The organism is Pseudomonas alcaligenes, assembly GCF_014490745.1.
GTDB lineage: Bacteria > Pseudomonadota > Gammaproteobacteria > Pseudomonadales > Pseudomonadaceae > Aquipseudomonas > Aquipseudomonas alcaligenes_C.
The window spans coordinates 1,778,585-1,798,237 of the sequence record NZ_LZEU01000001.1 but is presented as its reverse complement, the minus strand read 5'-3'; the positions used below and the strand labels follow the sequence as shown (position 1 = coordinate 1,798,237).

Genomic DNA, 19,653 nt, shown 5'->3' with positions numbered 1-19,653 from the left:
GCCGCCGCACCTTAAAGACGCGGCTCGATGCGCAAGCGCCGGTCGCCACGGGCATCGGTGCGGGTGTCGGCGTCGTAGCGCTCGTCGTCGCGCGCCATCATCTCGCGCAGGGTCGGCTCATCCTCCGCCGGCACTTGTGCCGGCGCGCCCTGGCGCCCCTGCCACCAGCGCTCCAGCGGCCAGCGCAGGGCGGCGAACAGCAGCCACACGGCAAAGGCGATCACGCCGTAGATGGCCAGGTCGGCCACCGCATGCCAGGCGTTGTTGCCGACCTTGAACAGCACATCCAGGGCCGTCACGGCGATGGCCGGGGCATACAGATCGCGGGCCGGGTCGACAATGGTCGGGGTCAGCAGCAGCACCGCCACCAGCAGGCGCAGCGGCTCGCGCAGCCAGCGCCAGATCCAGCCGGTCATGCGCAACCACACCAGCAGGCAGCCGAGTGCGGCAACGGCATACACGCCCCAGGCAAGCAGATAGTCTTGTTCAGTCATGCGAGTTCATGGCTAGGCCGGCAAATGGGCGCTTATGATAGCGACTTTTGCCCACGCCGGCGCCCCTGCCGTCGTCACCGCCCCACCGAGACCCGCCATGCCCAATGCCCCGATTGCTCGCCGCGAAGCCGCCGCCGACCCCTACCGCTGGCTGGAACAGCGCGACGCCGCCGAAGTGCTCGACCACCTCAAGGCGGAAAACGCCTACCTGGAGGCCGAACTGGCTGAGCAGAGCGAGCTGCGCGAGTCCCTGTTCCAGGAGATCAAGGGGCGCATCCGCGAGACCGACCTGTCGCTGCCCAGCCCCTGGGGCCCCTGGCTGTACTACCAGCGCACCACCGCCGGCGACGAATACCCGCGCCACTACCGCTGCCCGCTGCCGGCCGACGGCTCGCTGACGGTGGACGAAAGCGCCGAGCAGTTGCTGCTCGACCCCAACGAGCTGGCCGGCGACGGCTACCTGTCGCTGGGTGCCTTCACCGTCAGCCCCGATCACCAGCTGCTCGGCTACAGCCTGGACACCTCCGGCGACGAGATCTACCAGCTGTTCGTCAAGGATCTGCGCAACGGCGCCATCACTGCCCTGCCCTTCGACGACTGCGACGGCAGCCTGACCTGGGCCAACGACAGCCAGACCCTGTTCTTCGCCACCCTCGACGACACCCACCGCCCGCACCAGCTGCATCGCCATCAGTTGGGCCAGGCCGGCGCGGAGCTGGTGTTCGAGGAGGCCGATGGGCGCTTCTTCCTCAGCTGCTACCGCTCCAGTTCCGAACGTCAGCTGATCCTGCTGCTGGGCAGCAAGACCACCAGCGAAGCCTGGGTGCTCGACGCCGAACAGCCGCTGGGCGCCTTCAGCTGCCTGGCCGCCCGCGAGGAAGACCACGAATACTATGTCGACCACGGCCAGCTCGACGGCGCCTGGGCCTGGCTGATCCGCAGCAATCAGAGCGGCATCAACTTCGCGCTCTACAGCGCTACCGAACAGCAGCCGACCCGCCCGCACTGGCGCGAGCTGATCGCCCACGACCCGCAGCGCATGCTCGAAGGCGTCACCCTGAACCAGGGCGCCTTCGTGCTCAGCCTGCGCGAGGGCGGCCTGCCGATCATCCAGGTGCACCCTGCCGGCGCCGCACCCTATCCGGTGCAGCTGCCGGATGCGGCCTACAGCCTCTATGTGCAGGACAGCCTGGAGTTCCACAGCCCGGTGATCCGCCTGCGCTACGAGGCACTCGGCCGCCCGGCCCAGGTGCGCCAGCTGGAACTGGCCAGCGGCGCGCAGCAGGTGCTCAAGCAGACCCCGGTGGAAGGCCCGTTCGATGCCGACGCCTACGAGAGCCGCCGCCTGTGGGCCACCGCCGAGGACGGCACCCGGGTGCCGATCAGCCTGGTGGCGCGCCGCGAGGTGCTCGCCGCCGGCGCGCCAGCCCCGCTCTACCTGTATGGCTATGGCGCCTACGGCGAGAGCCTCGACCCCTGGTTCAGCCACGCCCGCCTGAGCCTGCTGGAGCGCGGTTTCATCTTCGCCATCGCCCATGTGCGTGGCGGCGGCGAGCTGGGCGAGGCCTGGTATCGCGCCGGCAAGCTGGAACACAAGCAGAACACCTTCGGCGACTTCATCGCCTGCGCCGAATACCTGATCGCCAGCGGCCTGACCCGCGCCAGCCAGCTCGCCATCAGCGGCGGCAGCGCCGGTGGCCTGCTGATCGGCGCGGTACTCAACCAGCGCCCGCAGCTGTTCGCCGCGGCCATCGCCGAAGTGCCCTTCGTCGATGTGCTCAACACCATGCAGAACCCCGACCTGCCGCTGACCGTCACCGAGTACGACGAATGGGGCGACCCGCACCAGCCCGAGGTGTACGAGCGGATCAAGGCCTACGCACCCTACGAGAACGTGCGCGCCCAGGCCTACCCGGCGATCCTTGCCGTGGCCGGCTACAACGACAGCCGCGTGCAGTACTGGGAAGCGGCCAAGTGGGTGGCCAAGCTGCGCGCCAGCCGCACCGATAGCAACCTGCTGCTGCTCAAGACCGACCTCGGCGCCGGCCACGGCGGCATGAGCGGGCGCTACCAGGCACTCAAGGATGTGGCGCTGGAATATGCGTTCCTGTTCAAGGTACTGGGGCTGGCCTGAGCCCGCCGCCTACCTTATCGTGGCCGGGCGGCGCCATGCGGCGTCCGGCCTCTTCCCCGCAAAGGACTTCGCCCATGCCCGGCCCCCGGTTTCTGCTTCTGCTGGCCCTGCTCGCTGCCCCTGGTGCCCAGGCGCAGATCTACACCTGGGTCGATGCCGACGGCCAGAAACACTTCGGCAGCCAGCCGCCCACCCCCGAGCAGCCCCTGGAGACGGTCGAAGTCCGCCCGGCCTACCAGGGCAGCCCGCTGCCGGCGCCCGCCGTCCCCAGCGCCGAAGCCCCCGCCAGTCCGGAGGCGGATAGCGCTCCGGCTGCCGCCGAGACCAGCAGCGCAAAAAGCGAAAAACCTGTGCCGACCCGCCAGATGTGCAGCAAGGCATTGCACTGGACAGGCATCGACCTGCCCAACCTGCGCGAAATCGCCCGTGAACGCCGCCGTCAGGGACGCATCGACCAGAGCCAGTACCAGAAGGCCATCGCTGCCCTCGACCAGGTCGAGAAGGAAGCCACCATGCCCAACTGCATGGCCAGCGAGGGCAAGGATCTGCACACCTACGAGTGCATGGCCCAGGGCCTGGGCATCGTCGTCTGCTCGGGCGCGCTGAGCGAAGCCCTGAACAAGTTCTGATCACGCAAGGAATGCACCCATGCAGAATCTGCTCTACCGCTGGCTGCTGCTGGTCGGCCTCGGCCATGTCGGCCTGGGCGTGCTGCTGGCCTTCACCGCCCAGCTGCCGCTGGCCGATTTCTACTTCCAGCACCTGTACGCCAGCTTTGCCGTGGCCGACGCGCCCACCGCGTACCAGCAGTTGCTGAGCACCCTGGTACGCCTGTTCGGCCCCACCGTGGCCAGCTGGGGCCTGCTGTTCACCCTGCTGGTACACCTCTACCGCCAGCACGGCCACGCCCTGATCAAACCGGCACTGTTCGCCGCCCTGCTGCTCTGGTGCGTGCTCGATAGCGCCATTTCGGCCTATTACGGCCTGTTCCTGCACGTTTACCTGAACAGTGCGGCGGCGCTGTCGATTGCCGTGCCGCTGTGTTTCCTGCGCCCCATTACTCATTAGCTGAACGCCAGATAGCAAAACGCCCGCAGGGATCGCTCCATGCGGGCGCTGTTGAGGCCAGGGCCTCAGAGCATGTGGTTCTTCTTGAACTGGGCGATGGTCGCCTCCGGGCGGCCTTCTTCCTTCTGCAGGCCGTAGATCACGGTCTTGCCGTCCGGGCCGCCGCCGATATCGGTGTAGCGGAAGGTCGGCTCACCCAGCTTGATCATGTCGAGCATGTCGCCGTAGCGCTTGAATACGTAGATGGCATCGCCCTGGCGCACTTCACCGTAGAACGGCGAGGCCGGCGGCTGGGAGACCTTGAGGAAGCGATAGGCGGAAATCTTGTCCAGCGGCTTGCCGGCATCGTCGGCACGCAGGGCCAGGATCTGTTCCTGGCCGGTGGCTGCCTTCTCTTCCAGGGTGCGCAGCACGGGAGCCTTGCCCGTGGCGAGGAAGTCCTTGAACACCTGGTAGTCGTCGAACACGTAGACCTGGGTTTCGGTGCGAACCTGGTACCAATCCTCGTTATCCAGCGCGACCGGCTTGGCGGCCTGCATGGGCGCAGCGCAGCCGCCGAGGGTCGCGGCCAGGAGGGCGAAGGACAAGGGTTTGAGAAGGGACATGGCAGTTCCTGTTGGCTGTTGTAGTGGCCAGGCACGTTGCCGTAGTCGGGTTACCGCTGAAAGACGATTACATGGCAGTTATGTGACATGCCCGCAGCCACCGGCGAAACCGTGGATTTATTGCGCCCCTCACTCGGCCCGCTCGAGGCGCTGGAGTTTTTCCGTCGAGCTCGGCGGCCTCCGCTCGGGCTGCTCCTGCAGCTGCGGCAGCGGTTGATCCTTGGGCAGGGGCTGCGGGACGCTGAGCGGTCGCGGCCGTGATGGATTGTTCAGTAGCGGCGGGTTGCTGATGCTCCGCCCGAGCGGGCGCACCTGTGGCTGGGCGTAGGGTTGCGGGGTAGCGCTGCCAGGCATCGGCGAACGCAGCAGCTCGGCAGCGGCCAGCCAGCTCGTCGGCAACAGCAGCAAGGCGATCAGCAGGGAAAAAAGTCGCATGGCAGGGCTCCGCCAACAGGGCTTTGGCTTTATTCTGGCAGCATCGGAACCACTGCGTTCGCCACCCGACCACAGGCCCCGCCATGAGCACCAACCCCACCTACACCCTGTCGGCCAAGGCCGAAGCCGACTACCGGCAAAAGGCCCTGAAGATGTACCCGCACGTGTGCGGCCGCTGCGCCCGCGAGTTCAGCGGCAAGCGCCTCAGCGAGCTGACCGTGCACCACCGCGACCACAACCACGCCAACAACCCGGCGGATGGCTCCAACTGGGAGCTGCTGTGCCTGTTCTGTCACGACAACGAGCACTCGCGCTACACCGACCAGCAGTACTTCGCCGAAGGCTCCCTGGCCAGCCCGCAAGCGGCCAAGACCACCTACAAGGCCTTCGGTGACCTGGCCAGCCTGCTGAAAAAGGACGAGTAGCCGGGCGCCGGCCTGGCCACGCCCGTATAATCGCTCTCTTTTTGCGCGAGCGTTGCCGTGGCCAACAAACGATACAGCTGCATCGGCCTGTTCAATCCCAAGTCCCCGGAGAACGTCGGCTCGATCATGCGCGCGGCCGGCTGCTACGGGGTCAGCTCGGTGTTCTACACCGGCACCCGCTATGACCGCGCCAAGGATTTCGTCACCGACACCAAGAAAGTCCACCAGGACATTCCGCTGATCAATATCGACGACCTGCGCCGCATCGTGCCGCTGGGCTGCACCCCGGTGGCGGTGGAGCTGGTCGAGGGCGCCCGCCCCCTGCCCGACTACACCCACCCGGATCGGGCGCTGTACATCTTCGGCCCGGAAGATGGCTCGCTGGATAAGGAAATCCGCGACTGGTGCGGCGCCGAGGTGGTGTACATCCCCACCAATGGCTGCATGAACCTGGCGGCCACGGTCAACGTGGTGCTCTACGACCGCCTGGCCAAGGGCAACAACACCCGCTCCGGGCCGCAGTTCTAGGAGCCTGCCTACGATCTCTTGATCGTCGGCCATGCTGCGTTGAAATCGGGCTCGGGCTGCTCATTTACAGCTCGTAAACTCCGCGCCCTCGCCCAATTTCGTCTTGCCTGGCTCTAGCTCAAAAGATCGCAAACAGGCTCCAGATCAGCTCAGGGCTTGAGCAGATCGCTGTCGAGCACTTCCGAGCCGCGGCCCATGACGTTCTCGCTGACCTCGATGAAGTCCTTGGTGCTGACCTTGTCCATGCGCATCAGGCCGCGGGTGACGTCGTCCAGCGAGTGCTGGTTGTTGGTGTTCTTGCGGATCTCGCGATCCAGCTCCTGCAGCAGCAGTACCGCGCGGGCGGTGATCGGCCCGCTGGATTCCTCGGTGCGCAGGCTGCTGACCGATTTGCTCCAGCCAGTCAGCTTCTTGCGGATGGCCTGGTAGCGATCCTCGCTCATGCCGCCGGCACGGCGCATCAGCTCGATGGCGTAGTACTCGGCAAGGCCCTCGCTGATCCAGTCGCTCTTGTTGGTGTCGCGGATGCGGCTGAACACGTGCACCAGCTCATGCACCAGCGAACTGGTGCCGTTCTCGCTGACCAGCGGCCGCTCGCTGTGCATGAACAGCGAGTTGGGCGCCGACAGGCCGCCGCGCCACATCGGGTCGCCGGCGCCGACGATCAGCAGCTTGGCCGGGTCGCGCGGGAACACCGCCTGAGCCTCCGGCCAGATGAAGGTCAGCAGGGTGATGATGTCCATCCGGCGCATATGCTCGCCCACCGGCGCGGCCACGGTCACGTCGGTGTCGCCGAGCTTGGCGCGGCGGGTGCCGATCTTGCCGGCCAGGATCCAGCCGATCGGCCGGTCGAACTTGCGCGACGGGTTGTCGATACGGAACTTGTTCTCGCCGATGCGCGGCCAGCCGGTTTCCACGCCATTCCAGTCCTTGGGCAGGACGAACTGCAGACGCGCCACCAGCTCGATCTTGTCGTCCTTGACCAGGCGCGCGCTGGGCACCAGGTCGTCGCCGCGCAGCAGGGCCCAGTCCGGGGTCATGCGCGCATCGAAGCTGCCGGACTTGCGCGGGTGGCTGACCTTGACCTTGTAGCTCAAGGTCGACTTGCCCTTGCCGGGCAACCAGGAGCCTTTTTGCTCACCCTCCTGCTGCCAGCTGCCATCCGCCTTGAAATCGCTGTAATAGCCCTTGTCACCCAGGTCGAAGGTCAGGCTGTGCACCGCCTCGCCCTGTTCCAGGGTCAGGCTGACCTCGGCCTGTTCGCTTTCCGGAAGGAAACGCACCTGGTAATCCAGGTCGACTTTCTTCGCCGCCCAGGCGGGCGCAGCAAGGCACAGCAGGGCAAGCGAGGCGAACAGCTTGAAACGGGCAGGCATCGGGGTGGTGCTCCATGCGGAATCGAATACCGGTGTTCGACCGGTTCAGGACAGAAAAGCTCAACCGGCGCGAAAAATCAGGTGATCTTCCCAGTCATCTTCGGCCACGCTGTTTTCGCTGAGCATGCGCCCGGACTGGGAAATCCGCTCGTGGTGCACCGCATCCGGGTCGCCGCAGACCAGGTGGTGCCAGAGCGGCAGATCCTTGCCCTCGCTGACCAGGCGGTAGGCGCAGGTCGGCGGCAGCCACTGGAACTGGTCGGCCTGCGCCGGCGTCAGCTGGATGCAGTCCGGCACGTGGGCGCGACGGTTGGCGTAGTCGGTGCAGCGGCAGGTCTTGAGATCCAGCAGCTTGCAGGCGATGCGCGTGTAATAGACGCTGCCGTCGTCCTCGTCTTCGAGCTTCTGCAAGCAGCACAGGCCGCAGCCGTCGCACAACGACTCCCACTCGTCCTGATCGAGCTGGGCGAGGGTCTTGCGTTTCCAGAAGGGTTCGACTTTGGCGGCCATATCGGTTTGCTGCGCGGAAAAGGCCGGCAGTCTAGCCCCAAGGCGGGTGCCGGCCAAGCGCTGGCGACTGGTGGTCAGTAGCCGCGGGCGAAGTCCACCAGCCCGCGCAGCGGCCGATCCTGGCGGTAGCGCTGCAGGTTGTCGAGGAACAGTTCGACCATGGCCGCCGGCTCGGTGGGCGCCGAGCTGTGCCCGGTGAGCAGCAGGCGCGGCGCATCCCAGAACGGATGCCCCGCCGGCAGCGGCTCCTGACGGCACACATCGAGCACCGCACCGGCCAGCAGGCCGCTGCGCAGCGCCGCCAGCAGGTCGTCGTCGACCACCGCCACGCCGCGCCCGGCATTGATGAACAGGGCCTGGCCGGACATCCGCGCGAACAGCGCGGCATCGTAGATATCGCGGGTGGCCGGGGTATCCGGCAGCAGGTTGAGCAGACAATCGGCCCAGCCGGCCTGCTCGCCCAGCGCGTCCAGCCCATGCACTTCGGCAAACGGTGCGATGGCCCGCGGCTGGCGGGCGATGGCGCGCAGCTCGACGCCGAACGGGGCGAGGAACTGTGCCACCGCGCAGCCGATGTCGCCGGCACCGACCACCAGCACCTTCAGCCCGTGCAAGCTGGCCGGCAACGGGCCGTCCCAGCGTTGCTCGACCTGGCTGGCCAGGCGCCCCAGCAGATTGCGCCGGTGCGCCAGCAGGTAGGTCAGCACGTACTCGGCCATGACCTGGCCGAAGATGCCGACGGCGCGGGTCAGCCGGTAGTCCTGTGGCAGACCGGGCTGCAGCAGCGGGGTGATGCCGGCCCAGGTCGACTGTAGCCAGTCAGGCCGCAGCCCGGCGCGCAGCAGCGGCTGCAGCAGATCCGGCTGGCCCAGCCAGAGCGGACATTGCGCGGCCTGCCCCAGCAGCTCGCGGGGGTCGGCCGTGGCCACCAGCTGCAGATCCGGCGCGGCGCCGTGCAGCAGCTCGGCATAACGCGCGTGGGCCTGTTCGGCGAGCAGCAGCTTCATCAGACCGGGTCGTTGCGACGCAGCAGTTCTTCCGGCAGGTGCTCGATGTAGTCGTCTTCCGGCGGCGGCATCTGCAGGTGGTAGCCCTGCTTCTCGAGGTTCTCCAGCACCTGGCCGATGTCCTCGCGGGCCAGTTTCTTCTCCGGCGTGAGGATCATCTCGAAGCACAGCTGCGGTGTGCCGAAAGCCGCCAGCAGGCCTTCCGGCACGCGCTTGAGGGCGTCGGCCTTGAGCACGTAGAGGTACATCTCGTTCTTGCGCGGGCTTTTGTAGATCGAACAGATTTTCTTCATGTCACTCGTCCAGGGCGGCCAGCAGGGCCTCGCCCATCAGTTCGCGGCGCCAGCCCTTGAGGCTGTCCGGCAATTGGTAGGGGCCATCCGGGTAGCCGCTCTTGAGCAGGCTCTCCAGGGATTTCTTGCGCAGCATCAGCTCCGGGGCGATCTGCAGGCGCTCGGCCTCGCGCTGGCCCACCGCCCGCAGCTTCTTCAGCAGCACGGTCGACTCCAGCGGCAGCGGCTGCGGCAGGGCCTCGGGCCACTCCGCCGGCGGCAGCGCGGCGGCTTCCTTGATCAGCTTGAGCAGGGTTTCGCCATCTTGGCGCACGGTCTTGGGGTGCATCTCTTCGATGCGCGCCAGGGCCACCAGGTTGTCCGGCTGGGTCTTGGCCAGCGGCCACAGCGAGTGCTCGCGGATGATCCGGTTGCGCGGCTGGTTGCGCGCCCGGGCCTGGCGCTCGCGCCAGGCACACAGGGCGCGCATCACCGCCAGCTGCTGGCGCGACAGTTTCCAGGCCAGCTTGGCCTCGCGGTAGAGCTCGTCCGGTACCACCTCGCGGCGCAGGTTGCCAACCAGCTCGGCGCCGTCCTCCAGCACCCAGCTCAGTTTGTCGGCCGCCAGTTTGGGCTGCAGCACCTGATACAGCTCAGCCAGGTGCTGGGCATCCTCGGCGGCGTAGCTGATCTGGGTCGGCGACAGCGGGCGCTGCAGCCAGTCGGAACGGGTCTCGCCCTTGGGCAGCTCGATGCCGAGGACTTCCTGCACCAGGCGCGAATAGCCCATGGAGAAGCCCAGGTTGAGATAGCCGGCGGCCAGCTGGGTATCGAACAGCGGCGCCGGCAGGCTGCCGGTCAGGCGCGAGAACACTTCCAGGTCTTCGCTGCAGGCATGCAGCACCTTGACCACCGCGGTGTCTTCCAGCAGCGCGGCGAACGGCGACCAGTCGCCGATGGTCAGCGGATCGACCAGGAAGGCCCGCTGGCCATCGCCCACCTGCAGCAGGCCGGCGATCGGGTAGAAGGTGTCGACCCGCATGAACTCGGTGTCGAGGGCCACGAACGGCAGACGCCGCCACTCGGCGCAGTGACGCGCCAGGCTGGCGTCGTCGAGGATCCATTGAATATCGATAGCCACGCGGTGCTCCTTGGGCAATGCCGCGCAGTATATATGCCCGGCGCGCCAACCGGGCAGCTGCGGCAGCCCACGTCCGGCTTATGGGGCGATATTCCAGAGCCTGTGTCCCGCCCTACCCGGCAGCCACCGAGGCTGTACACTGCCGTCCACCTCACCACAGGGAAGAACAACAATGAAGAAGCTCCTCGGCCTGTTCGGCCTGCTGCTCGCCGGCGCTGCCGCCTACCTGGCCCTGCGCCCCAGTCCGATCGACCCGCTGGCCTGGCTGCCGCCACCAGCCCCGACGCTGACCGGCGTGCTGGAACCCAACGACACCCTGATGAAGGCCGAGCTGCTCGGCCAGGGCCAGATCCACGGCCCGGAAGACAGCGCCGTGGACGCTCAGGGCAATGTCTACGCCGGCCTGCATGACGGCCGCATCGTGCGCATCGGCGCCGACGGCCAGATCGAGACCTTCGCCGCCACCGGTGGCCGCCCGCTGGGCATGGATTTCGACGCCCACGGCAACCTGATCGTCGCCGACGCCTACAAGGGCCTGCTACGCATCGACCCGCAGGGGCGCGTCGAAGTGCTCGCCACCGAGGCCGACGGCCTGCCCTTCGGCTTCACCGACGACCTCGACATCGCCAGCGACGGGCGCATCTATTTCAGCGACGCCTCCAGCAAGTTCCACCAGCCCGACTACCTGCTCGACCTGCTCGAAGGCCGCCCCTACGGTCGCCTGCTGCGCTACGACCCGACCAGCGGCAAGACCGAGGTGCTGCTCAAGGATCTGTACTTCGCCAACGGCGTGGCGCTGTCGCAGCACGAGGACTTCGTGCTGGTCAACGAGACCTACCGCTACCGCATCACCCGCTACTGGCTCAAGGGCGACAAGGCCGGCAGCCACGACGTGTTCATCGACAACCTGCCGGGCATGCCGGACAACCTCCAGGGCGACCGCGCCGGCACCTTCTGGGTGGCTCTGCCGACCCCACGCAAGGCCGATGCCGACTTCCTGCAGAACCAGCCCTGGCTCAAGGCGCAGATGGCCAAGCTGCCGCGCTCGATGTGGCCCAAGCCGCTGCACTACGGCCTGGCCATCGCCCTCAACGAACAGGGGCAGATCGTGCAGAGCCTGCACGACGCCAGCGGTACCCACCTGCACATGGTCACCTCGGCCAAACCGGTGGGCGACTACCTGTACTTCGGCAGCCTGACCAACGACCGCATCGGCAAGCTGAAGATCCGCTGAGCCCGCACGCAATCAAGGCAATGAAAAAGCCCGCCAATCGGCGGGCTTTTTCATGCCTGTGCAGCAGGGCTCAGACCGGCTGTGGCCGCAGCGGGCTGGCCGCCGGCGCCTGCTGGCTCTGCTCCCCCAGCAAGCCCTGCATGCGCGTACGCGCCTCGCTCATCAGCTCGGCCAGTTGCTCGACGCTGTAGCGGCTGGCATCGATGGGCTCGCCGACATGCAGCTGCACCGCCAGGCCCAGGTTGAAGCGCCAGGTGCGCGCCGGCAGCACCTCGTGGATGCCGCGAAAGGCAATCGGCACTATCACCGCGTTGGTATCCAGGGCCAGGTGGAAGCAGCCTTTCTTGAACGGCAGCAGCTGGCCGTCGCGCGAACGCGTGCCCTCCGGCGCGGCCCACAGCACGATGCCGCTTTCCATCATGCGCTTGGCCACCTCCAGATCCTCGCGGGCCTGGCGCGGGTTGTGCCGATCCACCGAGGGGAACTCCGCCGCGCGAATCGTCGAACCGAACAGCGGAATGCCGAACAGTTCCTTCTTCGCCAGCATGCGGATCGAGCCGGGCAGCAGGGCGAAGCTGGCGGGAATGTCGTAGTGGCTGGCATGGCTGCTGAGCAGGATGTAGCGCCGCCCGTCGTTGAAGTCCGGCAGCTGGCCATGCAGGCTCAGGCGCATGCGCACCAGGCGCAGCAGCAGCGCCGACCAGCGCCGCGTGTAGCGGTCGACATCGCTGCGGCGCAGGCGCCCGCAAGCCCCGCGCAGCAGGATCAGGATGCAGTAATACAGGGTGACCAGTGCGGATCCGAGGATCACGCCGACACGGCGGGCCAGATTGGCACTTTCGATGGCAGGCTGCAGGCTCAACATGGGACTTCCTCGCGGGATGCCCGCTTCGGCAAAGCCGGGGGCACTTCTGGTTATGGCCAGGCGACGAACTGCCTGGCTCTCCTTATGATGTCCATAGTCCCGAATTCGACACAGGAGTTCCCATGCCGCTTGCCCAATTGCTTGACGCCACGACCCTGCACGCCCGCCTCGACGAACCGGGCCTGGTGCTGCTCGACTGCCGCTTCGCCCTCGACGACCCGACCTATGGCGCGCGCAGTTACGCCGAGGCGCATATCCCCGGCGCGCAGTTCGCCGACCTGGAGCACGACCTCTCCGCTCCGGTGCGCAAGGGCGTGACCGGTCGCCATCCGCTGCCGGAGGTGGCCCAGCTGCTGGACAAGCTGCGCGCCTGGGGCATCCGCCAGGACTCCGCCGTGGTGCTCTACGATGACGGCCCTGGCGCCTTTGCCGCCCGCGCCTGGTGGCTGCTGGCCTGGCTGGGCAAGCGCAACGGCGTGTACCTGCTCGATGGCGGCCTCAAGGCCTGGAAAGAAGCCGGCCTGCCGCTCAGCGCCGAACTGCCAAACGTGGCCGCTGGCGACTTCAGCGGGCAAGCCGACCCGGCCCTGCTGCTCGACGCCCGTCAGCTGCAGGCACGCCTGGGCAGCCCGACCCTGACCCTGCTCGATGCCCGTGCCCTGCCGCGTTTTCGCGGCGAGGTGGAGCCGCTGGATCCGGTCGCCGGGCATATCCCCGGCGCCCAGTGCGCAGTGTTCACCGACAACCTCGGCGGCGACGGTCGCTTTCTGCCGGCCGAGCAGCTGCGCCAGCGCTTCAACGCGCTGCGCGGTGCAAAACCGGTGGAGTCTCTGGTGGCCTACTGTGGTTCCGGGGTGACCGCCTGCCACAACCTGTTCGCCCTGTGCCTGGCCGGCTTCCCGCTGGCGCCGCTGTATGCCGGCTCGTGGAGCGAATGGATCACCGACCCGAGCCGCCCGGTGGCCACCGGCGACTGAGCGGCAGGCTTGTTCAGCCGGCGTTGCGCAGGCTGCGCGGGGTCAACCCCAGGTAGCGGCGCATCGCCGTGGTCAGCGCGCTCTGGCTGGAGAAACCGCACTCCTCGGCGATCCGCACCAGCGGCAACGGGCTTTCGCGCAGCAGGCGCGCGGCGCGGTCGAGGCGGGTCTTGAGCAGGTACTGGTGCGGGGTGAGGCCGAGGCTGTCCTTGAACTGGGCATGGAAGTGGCTCGGGCTCAGGCAGGCCACCTGGGCCAGTTCGATCACCGTGATGCGCCGGGCCAGGTGCTCGCCGATGTAGCGATCGAGCCGGTCGATATCCAGCGCTCCACTCGGCAGCTGCGCACGCTCGCCGAACAGACGCAGGTGCAGGGCACGCAGCAGCACGCCACCCAGGGCCCGGGCCAGGTGCGGGTCGCTGCCATAGCGGGCCAGTTCGGCGCCGGCATAGCTCAGCAGGTTCTGGAAGTCGGCATCCAGCGCCGGATAGCGCGGGCTCTCGAACAGCTCGGCGAGCAGGCTGAGATCCTCGGCCGAGGTGTCCTGCTCATCCAGGTCGAGGATCAGCATGCGGTTGTCGCCAACGCCGGCGAACTGGTGCTCGGCATCGCCCGGCACCAGGCAGGCGCGCATGCGGCAGACCTCGCCGCCCCGCCCATTGACCTCGAACTCGGCGCGGCCGGACAGCGACATGACCAACTGGTGATAGTCATGGGCATGTTCATGGGCCTGGTTGTCCAGGCACATCAGGCGGGCTTTGAGCATGGCGGGCTACGGCTGAAAGGCAGGCTGCACTTTAACCAGTTGGACAGAAAATCGGCAATGCACGCGACGGGTGGCAGGCTGGAACTCGGCGCCGGGCTGTCCAGTACCAGCGCCGGCACGCCGACAGCAACAGATCCGCAATCGCTGCCGCTGCAGCTGCGCTACCTGAGCCAGCGCCTGCGGCCCCGTGCACTGCGCCAGACGGCTCTGGCCCAGGCCCTGGAACAACTGTGTCGGCAACTGATCGAGCCGGCCCAGGTGCTGATCGCTCCCGCCGAGTGCTTCAGCCTGCTGCCCCCGCTGATCGACGAGCAGCTCGGCCAGCGCCGCAGCCTGCTCGGCTGAACCCTGGATTGAAAAGCCGCTGCCACTGCCCCATCTAGTTCGGTACTAGCCGTCGAACCAGCAAGGGCAGTCATGAGCGAACAGGACAACTCCGCGGAATACATCGAAGCCCCGGCCACCCGCCTGGCCCTTCCCAGCCAGGCCCTGCCGGACAAGCTGTACATCATCCCGATCCACAACCGCCCGTTCTTCCCGGCCCAGGTGCTGCCGGTGATCGTCAACGAGGAACACTGGGCCGAAACCCTCGACATGGTGGCCAACACCGAGCACAAGAACCTGGCGCTGTTCTACGTCGACCAGCCGGTGAGCGACCCGCGCCACTTCGATACCGCCAGCCTGCCCGAGCACGGCACCCTGGTGCATGTGCACCATGCCAGCCGCGGCGACGGCAAGCTGCAGTTCGTCGCCCAGGGCCTGCAGCGGGTGCGCATCCGCGGCTGGCTCAAGCGCCATCGCCCGCCCTACCTGGCCGAGGTGGAATACCCGCAGAGCGCCGACGACCCGCGCGATGAGGTCAAGGCCTACGGCATGGCGCTGATCAATGCGATCAAGGAGCTGCTGCCGCTCAACCCGCTGTACAGCGAGGAGCTGAAGAACTACCTGAACCGCTTCAGTCCCAACCAGCCCTCGCCGCTGACCGACTTTGCCGCCGCCCTGACCACTGCCCCGGCCGGGGTGCTGCAGGAGGTGCTGGACACCGTGCCGATCCTCAAGCGCATGGAGAAAGTGCTGCCCATGCTGCGCAAGGAAGTGGAGGTGGCGCGTCTGCAGAACGAGCTGTCGGCCGAGGTCAACCGCAAGATCGGCGAACGCCAGCGCGAGTTCTTCCTCAAGGAGCAGCTGAAAATCATCCAGCAGGAGCTGGGCCTCAGCAAAGACGATCGCAGCGCCGACGCCGACGAGTTCCGCGCCCGCCTCGACGGTAAGCAGCTGCCGGAACAGGCGCGCAAACGCATCGACGAGGAACTCGGCAAGCTGGCCATCCTCGAGGCCGGCTCCCCCGAATACGCGGTCACCCGCAATTATCTGGACTGGGCCACCAGCGTGCCCTGGGGTCGCTTCGGTGCCGATCGCCTCGACCTGCCACACGCCCGCCAGGTGCTCGACGGCCAGCACGCCGGGCTCGACGACGTGAAGGCGCGCATCCTCGAGTTCCTCGCCGTGGGCGCCTTCAAGGGCGAGATCGCCGGCTCCATCATCCTCCTGGTCGGCCCGCCCGGGGTGGGCAAGACCAGCATCGGCAAATCCATTGCCGAGAGCCTCGGCCGGCCCTTCTACCGTTTCAGCGTCGGCGGCATGCGCGATGAGGCGGAGATCAAGGGCCACCGCCGCACCTACATCGGCGCCATGCCCGGCAAGCTGGTGCAGGCGCTCAAGGACGTCGAGGTGATGAACCCGGTGATCATGCTCGACGAGATCGACAAGATGGGCAGCAGCTACCAGGGCGACCCGGCCTCGGCGCTGCTGGAAACCCTCGACCCAGAGCAGAACGTCGAGTTTCTCGACCATTACCTGGATCTGCGCCTGGATCTGTCCAAGGTGCTGTTCGTCTGCACCGCCAACACCCTGGACTCGATCCCCGGCCCGCTGCTCGACCGCATGGAGGTGATCCGCCTGTCCGGCTACATCGCCGAGGAAAAACTGGCCATCGCCAAGCGCCACCTGTGGCCGCGCCAGCTGGACAAGGCCGGGGTCAAGAAAAACCAGCTGAGCATCAGCGATACCGCACTGAAGGCGGTGATCGAGGGCTATGCCCGCGAGGCCGGAGTGCGCCAACTGGAGAAACAGCTCGGCAAGCTGGTGCGCAAGGCAGTGGTTCGGCTGCTGGAGCACCCGGACGAGAAGGTGAAGATCGGCCCGCGCGACCTCGAAGCCCTGCTCGGCATGCCGCCGTTCCGCAGCGAGCTGCATATCCAGGGCACCGGCGTGATCACCGGCCTGGCCTGGACCAGCATGGGTGGTGCCACCCTGCCGATCGAGGCCACCCGCATCCACAGCCTCAATCGCGGCTTCAAGCTCACCGGCCAGCTTGGCGAGGTGATGAAGGAGTCGGCGGAAATCGCCTACAGCTACATCGGCTCGCACCTCAAGCGCTACGGTGGCGACCCGCACTTCTTCGACCAGGCCTTCGTCCACCTGCACGTGCCCGAAGGCGCCACGCCCAAGGACGGCCCCAGCGCCGGCATCAGCATGGCCAGCGCCCTGCTCTCCCTGGCGCGCAACCAGGCGCCGAAAAAGGGCGTGGCCATGACCGGTGAGCTGACCCTGACCGGCCAGGTGCTGGCCATCGGCGGGGTGCGCGAGAAAGTCATCGCGGCGCGCCGGCAGAAGCTGTTCGAACTGATCCTGCCGGAGGCCAACCGCGGCGACTTCGCCGAACTGCCGGACTACCTCAAGGAAGGCCTGACCGTGCACTTCGCCAGGCGCTACGCCGACGTGGCCAAGGTGCTGTTCGACTGAACCGTAGGGCGAGTGAAGCCCGCGTGGCCAATCGCGGGTTTCACCCGCCCTACGGACTTGCGCTCGCCCCAACGGCAAGGCAACCGCTATGCTGCAGGGGTTTTCGATCGACCGGAGTCCGCCATGAACCGTGCCCACCGCCTGCTGCTGCCCTGCAGCCTCGCCCTGCTCGCCGCCTGCAGCTCGGGCCCCAAGCCCAGCGTCAACATGGAAGAGAAGCAGCTGGGCAAGTGCCCGATGCAACTGCACAGCGGCCAGACCCTGACCATCACCCTGCCAAGCAACCCCACCACCGGTTTCCGCTGGGTGGTGGCCGATGCCGCCCCCGGCGTGCTGCGCAGCCTCGGCCCGGAGGTCTACGTGACTCCGGAAGACGCCGGCCTGGTGGGCGGTGCCGGCCAGTCCAGCTGGCGCTACCAGGCCTACCAGGTCGGCCAAGGCCGCCTGCTGATGCAGTACCAGCGCCCGTGGGAAGTGGGCGTGGCGCCGGCCAAGACCATCGACTGCGCCATCAGCGTGCGCTGAGGCCCGCACGGGCCTGACGCCATCCGCCACCGGGATTGGCGCGCGTTGCCGGCGGCGCAGCGCCGACTGTGGGAATAATGGCGAAAAAGAGAGCCCGCCCCATGCCCCTCCGCCTGCTCCTGCTTGCCCTGCTCGGGATTGTCCTGATGCTGCTCGGTCGCCTGCTTGGCCCGCAGTGGCTGTGCCTGCTGGGCAAACCGCTGCCGATCCTCGCCCTGCTGCTCTGGCTGCGCCAGGCGCCGGCCGGAACCTATAGACGCTGGATCGCGGCGGGGCTGGGATTGTCCCTGCTCGGCGACCTGCTGCTGGAATGGCCGGCCGATCTGTTCGTCTTCGGCCTCGGTGCCTTCCTGCTGGCCCACCTGGCCTACCTACGCGCCTACCTGAGCAGCAGCCGGCGTCTGGCTCCGGGCGCCCTGCTGCTGGCCGTGCTGGCCAGCGGCGGCATGTTCGCCCTGCTCGCCAGCGCCGGTCTCGGCGCCCTGCTGCTGCCGGTGGCATGCTACAGCCTGGCCATCGGCGCCATGCTCTGGCGCGCCCTGGCCCGCCTGACAGAACCGGCCATCGAACGTCGCTCAGCCTGCCTGGCCGGCCTGGGAGCGCTGCTGTTCGTGCTGTCGGACAGCCTGATCGGGATCAACCGCTTCGTCCTGCCCTTCGACGGCGCCAGCTACACCATCCTGCTCAGCTACTGGCTCGGCCAGCTGGGCATTGCCGCCTCCTGCCTGGCGCGCACGGCTCAGCCGGGTGTGGCCGCGGTATCGCTGGCGTCACTGCGGTAGATGCACAGGCGGTTACGCCCATCGCGCTTGGCCTGGTACAGCGCGGTGTCGGCGGCATGCAGCAGGCTGTCCGGCTGCTCGCCATCGGCCGGGAACCAGGCCATGCCCAGGGAAATGCTGATCGGCCCGAGCGGCTGGCCGCCATAGCGCACCTGCAGGCGGCTGACCGACAGACGCAGCACTTCGCAACGGTCGATGGCGTCTTCGCGGCTGATTTCCGGTAGCACCAGGGCAAATTCCTCGCCGCCATAGCGGCAGGCAAGGTCGCTGCTGCGCACATGGCGCTTCATTTCCTGGGCCAGGTGACGCAGCACCAGGTCGCCGGCCTCATGGCCGAAGGTGTCGTTGAAGCGCTTGAAGTGGTCGACATCCAGCAGCACCACGGCCACCGGCTGCTGCTTGCGCCCCGCGCGCAGCAGTTCGCGGCGCAGGGTTTCGTCGAGGAAGCGGCGGTTGTGCAGGCCGGTCAGTGCATCGATCAGCGACTGCTGGCGCAGGCTGTCGCGCAGCGACAGGTTGGCTACGCCCAACGACACCTGCTCGGCAAAGGCTTCGGCCAGTTCCAGGTCGGCGCTCGGCTCGCCATTGAGGGTCAACACCCCCAGCGGTTCGCCCTGGGCCATCAACGGTACGCACAGGTAACCATGGGCCATCACGTGGCTACCCTCCAAGTGCGGGCAGAGCAGATCATGCTCGACATTCAGCACCTGGTGGCTCTGCCCGCGGCGGATGGCCCAGCAGCTCTGCGGCTCGAACATGTCCAACTCGGCTGGCCAGCCGCCCCAGCTGGCCACCGACTCGAGCACGTCGCGCGAGGGATGGAACAACGCCAGGCTGCCCATGTTGCGGGGGAACAGCTGCTGGGCGAAACGGCCGATGATGCTGTAGCACTCGTCGAACTGGCTGACCGAGTGCAGCGCGCCGGCCATGCGGCTGAGCAGCGAGATCTCGCGGTTGCGCAGTTCCAGGCGCTGCAGGCCACCGGACAGCTGCTCGCTCAGCGCCTGCAGACTTTGCCGTGCACGCCGCCCTTCGCGCAGCAGGCGGAAGGTGGAGCGGAACAGCAGGCCAATCATCAGCAGATCCAGCACCGCAATCAGCAGCAACAGGATCAGCCCCAGCCGATCCTGCCAGGCCATGTCCTGCTCCAGCAGCAGCAGGCGCCGCTCAAGGATCATCTGCAGGTCGGCAACCTGATGACGCAGGCTATCCATCAGGCGCTTGCCCTTGCCCTCGGCAATCCGCTCGCTGACCGCCTGCAGACCATCCTGACGCCGCAGCTGGATGACCTCATTGAAATAACTGCGCTGCTCGACAATCAGCGGCGCCATGCTCTGCACCAGGGGTTCCAGTTCGGCATCGCCGCTGGCTTCGAGGCTCATCCCGTGCAGCAGCGCGTCGACATCGACGAAGCTCTGGTACAGCGGCGAGAGGAAGTCTTCGCGGGCGGTGAGGGAAAAGCCGCGCTGGCCGGTCTCGCCATCCTTGAGCGCCGAGAGCAGTTGCTGGTTCTGGTTGCGCATCTGCTCCTGGGCCTCGTAGCGCGCACGTAGCTGCGCCTGCTGATGGCTGCTGAACAACGGCAGCAGGATATTCAGGCCGAGGAACACGATGGCCAGAACAAACCCGGCCTGTAGTCGGTTAGCAGCACTCATGGGCATACAGCGATCCATTGCCAGAACTTCCCCCAAGCTTAACCGCTGA

22 protein-coding genes are annotated in these 19,653 nt (G+C 67.3%); 11 read left to right on the top strand and 11 right to left on the bottom strand.

Features of this window, described 5'->3' with window-relative positions; translation table 11 throughout:
• Nucleotides 1-11: 11 nt before the first annotated feature.
• Nucleotides 12-494 carry an MFS transporter gene (locus tag A9179_RS08040; RefSeq protein WP_187805302.1) on the bottom strand — a complete coding sequence of 161 codons (483 nt, stop codon included), beginning with the start codon at nucleotides 492-494 and terminating at the stop codon, nucleotides 12-14.
• Nucleotides 495-591: 97 nt separating this feature from the next.
• On the opposite strand from A9179_RS08040, the gene A9179_RS08035 reads away from it, so the two are divergent.
• The 3 genes from A9179_RS08035 to A9179_RS08025 all read left to right on the top strand — a co-directional run bounded on the left by A9179_RS08035 (nucleotide 592) and on the right by A9179_RS08025 (nucleotide 3,696).
• A complete protein-coding gene (locus tag A9179_RS08035) occupies nucleotides 592-2,628 on the top strand; it encodes a S9 family peptidase (protein WP_187805301.1) in 2,037 nt (678 codons plus the stop codon).
• A gap of 74 nt (nucleotides 2,629-2,702) precedes the next feature.
• A complete protein-coding gene (locus A9179_RS08030; RefSeq protein WP_187805300.1) occupies nucleotides 2,703-3,257 on the top strand; it encodes a DUF4124 domain-containing protein in 555 nt (184 codons plus the stop codon).
• A gap of 19 nt (nucleotides 3,258-3,276) precedes the next feature.
• Nucleotides 3,277-3,696, top strand: coding sequence for a hypothetical protein (locus A9179_RS08025; protein WP_187805299.1), 420 nt, complete (start codon nucleotides 3,277-3,279; stop codon nucleotides 3,694-3,696).
• Nucleotides 3,697-3,761: 65 nt separating this feature from the next.
• On the opposite strand, the gene A9179_RS08020 is transcribed toward A9179_RS08025, so the two are convergent.
• Nucleotides 3,762-4,301, bottom strand: coding sequence for a hypothetical protein (locus A9179_RS08020; protein WP_187805298.1), 540 nt, complete (start codon nucleotides 4,299-4,301; stop codon nucleotides 3,762-3,764).
• A 129-nt stretch (nucleotides 4,302-4,430) separates the two neighbouring features.
• On the bottom strand, nucleotides 4,431-4,736 hold the full coding sequence (locus A9179_RS08015) for a hypothetical protein (protein WP_187805297.1): 306 nt from the start codon (nucleotides 4,734-4,736) through the stop codon (nucleotides 4,431-4,433).
• An 83-nt stretch (nucleotides 4,737-4,819) separates the two neighbouring features.
• Here A9179_RS08015 and A9179_RS08010 point away from each other — a divergent pair, with 83 nt between their 5' ends.
• Nucleotides 4,820-5,161 (top strand): YajD family HNH nuclease, encoded by a 342-nt coding sequence (locus tag A9179_RS08010; protein WP_187805296.1) that lies wholly within the window; start codon nucleotides 4,820-4,822, stop codon nucleotides 5,159-5,161.
• Between the two features lie 57 nt (nucleotides 5,162-5,218).
• The gene (locus A9179_RS08005; RefSeq protein ID WP_187805295.1) at nucleotides 5,219-5,689 is read left to right on the top strand and encodes an RNA methyltransferase; all 471 of its coding nucleotides are present in this window, start codon (nucleotides 5,219-5,221) and stop codon (nucleotides 5,687-5,689) included.
• 149 nt (nucleotides 5,690-5,838) lie between these two features.
• Here A9179_RS08005 and A9179_RS08000 read toward each other — a convergent pair whose 3' ends face one another.
• The 5 genes from A9179_RS08000 to rnd all read right to left on the bottom strand — a co-directional run bounded on the left by A9179_RS08000 (nucleotide 5,839) and on the right by rnd (nucleotide 9,995).
• Complete coding sequence (locus A9179_RS08000) at nucleotides 5,839-7,065, bottom strand: hypothetical protein (protein ID WP_187805294.1); 1,227 nt, start codon at nucleotides 7,063-7,065, stop codon at nucleotides 5,839-5,841.
• 60 nt (nucleotides 7,066-7,125) lie between these two features.
• Entirely contained in the window at nucleotides 7,126-7,575 is a 450-nt protein-coding gene (locus A9179_RS07995; RefSeq protein ID WP_187805293.1) for a YcgN family cysteine cluster protein, read from the bottom strand.
• 74 nt (nucleotides 7,576-7,649) lie between these two features.
• Nucleotides 7,650-8,582, bottom strand: a complete 933-nt coding sequence (locus tag A9179_RS07990) for a D-2-hydroxyacid dehydrogenase (RefSeq protein WP_187805292.1) — start codon at nucleotides 8,580-8,582, stop codon at nucleotides 7,650-7,652.
• The gene (locus A9179_RS07985; protein WP_187805291.1) at nucleotides 8,582-8,875 is read right to left on the bottom strand and encodes a YcgL domain-containing protein; all 294 of its coding nucleotides are present in this window, start codon (nucleotides 8,873-8,875) and stop codon (nucleotides 8,582-8,584) included. The genes A9179_RS07990 and A9179_RS07985 overlap by 1 nt, the downstream gene beginning before the upstream one ends.
• A gap of 1 nt (nucleotide 8,876) precedes the next feature.
• Complete coding sequence (gene rnd / locus A9179_RS07980; RefSeq protein ID WP_187805290.1) at nucleotides 8,877-9,995, bottom strand: ribonuclease D; 1,119 nt, start codon at nucleotides 9,993-9,995, stop codon at nucleotides 8,877-8,879.
• A gap of 172 nt (nucleotides 9,996-10,167) precedes the next feature.
• On the opposite strand from rnd, the gene A9179_RS07975 reads away from it, so the two are divergent.
• Complete coding sequence (locus A9179_RS07975) at nucleotides 10,168-11,229, top strand: SMP-30/gluconolactonase/LRE family protein (RefSeq protein WP_187805289.1); 1,062 nt, start codon at nucleotides 10,168-10,170, stop codon at nucleotides 11,227-11,229.
• 70 nt (nucleotides 11,230-11,299) lie between these two features.
• Here A9179_RS07975 and A9179_RS07970 read toward each other — a convergent pair whose 3' ends face one another.
• The gene (locus tag A9179_RS07970; RefSeq protein WP_187805288.1) at nucleotides 11,300-12,094 is read right to left on the bottom strand and encodes a lysophospholipid acyltransferase family protein; all 795 of its coding nucleotides are present in this window, start codon (nucleotides 12,092-12,094) and stop codon (nucleotides 11,300-11,302) included.
• A gap of 122 nt (nucleotides 12,095-12,216) precedes the next feature.
• Between A9179_RS07970 and A9179_RS07965 the strand changes: the two genes are divergently transcribed.
• Nucleotides 12,217-13,071 carry a sulfurtransferase gene (locus A9179_RS07965; protein ID WP_187805287.1) on the top strand — a complete coding sequence of 285 codons (855 nt, stop codon included), beginning with the start codon at nucleotides 12,217-12,219 and terminating at the stop codon, nucleotides 13,069-13,071.
• Between the two features lie 13 nt (nucleotides 13,072-13,084).
• Here the strand turns inward: A9179_RS07965 and A9179_RS07960 are convergent, their stop codons facing one another.
• Nucleotides 13,085-13,837, bottom strand: coding sequence for a helix-turn-helix domain-containing protein (locus tag A9179_RS07960; RefSeq protein ID WP_187805286.1), 753 nt, complete (start codon nucleotides 13,835-13,837; stop codon nucleotides 13,085-13,087).
• A gap of 57 nt (nucleotides 13,838-13,894) precedes the next feature.
• Between A9179_RS07960 and A9179_RS07955 the strand changes: the two genes are divergently transcribed.
• The 4 genes from A9179_RS07955 to A9179_RS07940 all read left to right on the top strand — a co-directional run bounded on the left by A9179_RS07955 (nucleotide 13,895) and on the right by A9179_RS07940 (nucleotide 17,949).
• Nucleotides 13,895-14,182: a hypothetical protein gene (locus tag A9179_RS07955; RefSeq protein ID WP_187805285.1), complete on the top strand. Its 288-nt coding sequence runs from the start codon at nucleotides 13,895-13,897 to the stop codon at nucleotides 14,180-14,182.
• 72 nt (nucleotides 14,183-14,254) lie between these two features.
• On the top strand, nucleotides 14,255-16,642 hold the full coding sequence (gene lon / locus A9179_RS07950) for an endopeptidase La (protein WP_187805284.1): 2,388 nt from the start codon (nucleotides 14,255-14,257) through the stop codon (nucleotides 16,640-16,642).
• A gap of 123 nt (nucleotides 16,643-16,765) precedes the next feature.
• On the top strand, nucleotides 16,766-17,167 hold the full coding sequence (locus A9179_RS07945; RefSeq protein ID WP_187805283.1) for a protease inhibitor I42 family protein: 402 nt from the start codon (nucleotides 16,766-16,768) through the stop codon (nucleotides 17,165-17,167).
• Nucleotides 17,168-17,268: 101 nt separating this feature from the next.
• Complete coding sequence (locus tag A9179_RS07940; protein ID WP_187805282.1) at nucleotides 17,269-17,949, top strand: lysoplasmalogenase; 681 nt, start codon at nucleotides 17,269-17,271, stop codon at nucleotides 17,947-17,949.
• Here the strand turns inward: A9179_RS07940 and A9179_RS07935 are convergent.
• Nucleotides 17,907-19,604 carry a diguanylate cyclase gene (locus A9179_RS07935; protein WP_187805281.1) on the bottom strand — a complete coding sequence of 566 codons (1,698 nt, stop codon included), beginning with the start codon at nucleotides 19,602-19,604 and terminating at the stop codon, nucleotides 17,907-17,909. The genes A9179_RS07940 and A9179_RS07935 overlap by 43 nt on opposite strands.
• Nucleotides 19,605-19,653 lie beyond the last annotated feature (49 nt).

Excerpts from the sequence above, each read along its gene's own strand:
- A9179_RS08040 (WP_187805302.1), bottom strand. The coding sequence starts at position 494 with ATGACTGAACAAGACTATCTGCTTGCCTGGGGCGTGTATGCCGTTGCC.
- A9179_RS08035 (WP_187805301.1), top strand. The coding sequence starts at position 592 with ATGCCCAATGCCCCGATTGCTCGCCGCGAAGCCGCCGCCGACCCCTAC.
- A9179_RS08030 (WP_187805300.1), top strand. The coding sequence starts at position 2,703 with ATGCCCGGCCCCCGGTTTCTGCTTCTGCTGGCCCTGCTCGCTGCCCCT.
- A9179_RS08025 (WP_187805299.1), top strand. The coding sequence starts at position 3,277 with ATGCAGAATCTGCTCTACCGCTGGCTGCTGCTGGTCGGCCTCGGCCAT.
- A9179_RS08020 (WP_187805298.1), bottom strand. The coding sequence starts at position 4,301 with ATGTCCCTTCTCAAACCCTTGTCCTTCGCCCTCCTGGCCGCGACCCTC.
- A9179_RS08015 (WP_187805297.1), bottom strand. The coding sequence starts at position 4,736 with ATGCGACTTTTTTCCCTGCTGATCGCCTTGCTGCTGTTGCCGACGAGC.
- A9179_RS08010 (WP_187805296.1), top strand. The coding sequence starts at position 4,820 with ATGAGCACCAACCCCACCTACACCCTGTCGGCCAAGGCCGAAGCCGAC.
- A9179_RS08000 (WP_187805294.1), bottom strand. The coding sequence starts at position 7,065 with ATGCCTGCCCGTTTCAAGCTGTTCGCCTCGCTTGCCCTGCTGTGCCTT.
- A9179_RS07995 (WP_187805293.1), bottom strand. The coding sequence starts at position 7,575 with ATGGCCGCCAAAGTCGAACCCTTCTGGAAACGCAAGACCCTCGCCCAG.
- A9179_RS07990 (WP_187805292.1), bottom strand. The coding sequence starts at position 8,582 with ATGAAGCTGCTGCTCGCCGAACAGGCCCACGCGCGTTATGCCGAGCTG.
- A9179_RS07985 (WP_187805291.1), bottom strand. The coding sequence starts at position 8,875 with ATGAAGAAAATCTGTTCGATCTACAAAAGCCCGCGCAAGAACGAGATG.
- A9179_RS07975 (WP_187805289.1), top strand. The coding sequence starts at position 10,168 with ATGAAGAAGCTCCTCGGCCTGTTCGGCCTGCTGCTCGCCGGCGCTGCC.
- A9179_RS07970 (WP_187805288.1), bottom strand. The coding sequence starts at position 12,094 with ATGTTGAGCCTGCAGCCTGCCATCGAAAGTGCCAATCTGGCCCGCCGT.
- A9179_RS07965 (WP_187805287.1), top strand. The coding sequence starts at position 12,217 with ATGCCGCTTGCCCAATTGCTTGACGCCACGACCCTGCACGCCCGCCTC.
- A9179_RS07960 (WP_187805286.1), bottom strand. The coding sequence starts at position 13,837 with ATGCTCAAAGCCCGCCTGATGTGCCTGGACAACCAGGCCCATGAACAT.
- A9179_RS07955 (WP_187805285.1), top strand. The coding sequence starts at position 13,895 with ATGCACGCGACGGGTGGCAGGCTGGAACTCGGCGCCGGGCTGTCCAGT.
- lon (WP_187805284.1), top strand. The coding sequence starts at position 14,255 with ATGAGCGAACAGGACAACTCCGCGGAATACATCGAAGCCCCGGCCACC.
- A9179_RS07945 (WP_187805283.1), top strand. The coding sequence starts at position 16,766 with ATGAACCGTGCCCACCGCCTGCTGCTGCCCTGCAGCCTCGCCCTGCTC.
- A9179_RS07940 (WP_187805282.1), top strand. The coding sequence starts at position 17,269 with ATGCCCCTCCGCCTGCTCCTGCTTGCCCTGCTCGGGATTGTCCTGATG.
- A9179_RS07935 (WP_187805281.1), bottom strand. The coding sequence starts at position 19,604 with ATGAGTGCTGCTAACCGACTACAGGCCGGGTTTGTTCTGGCCATCGTG.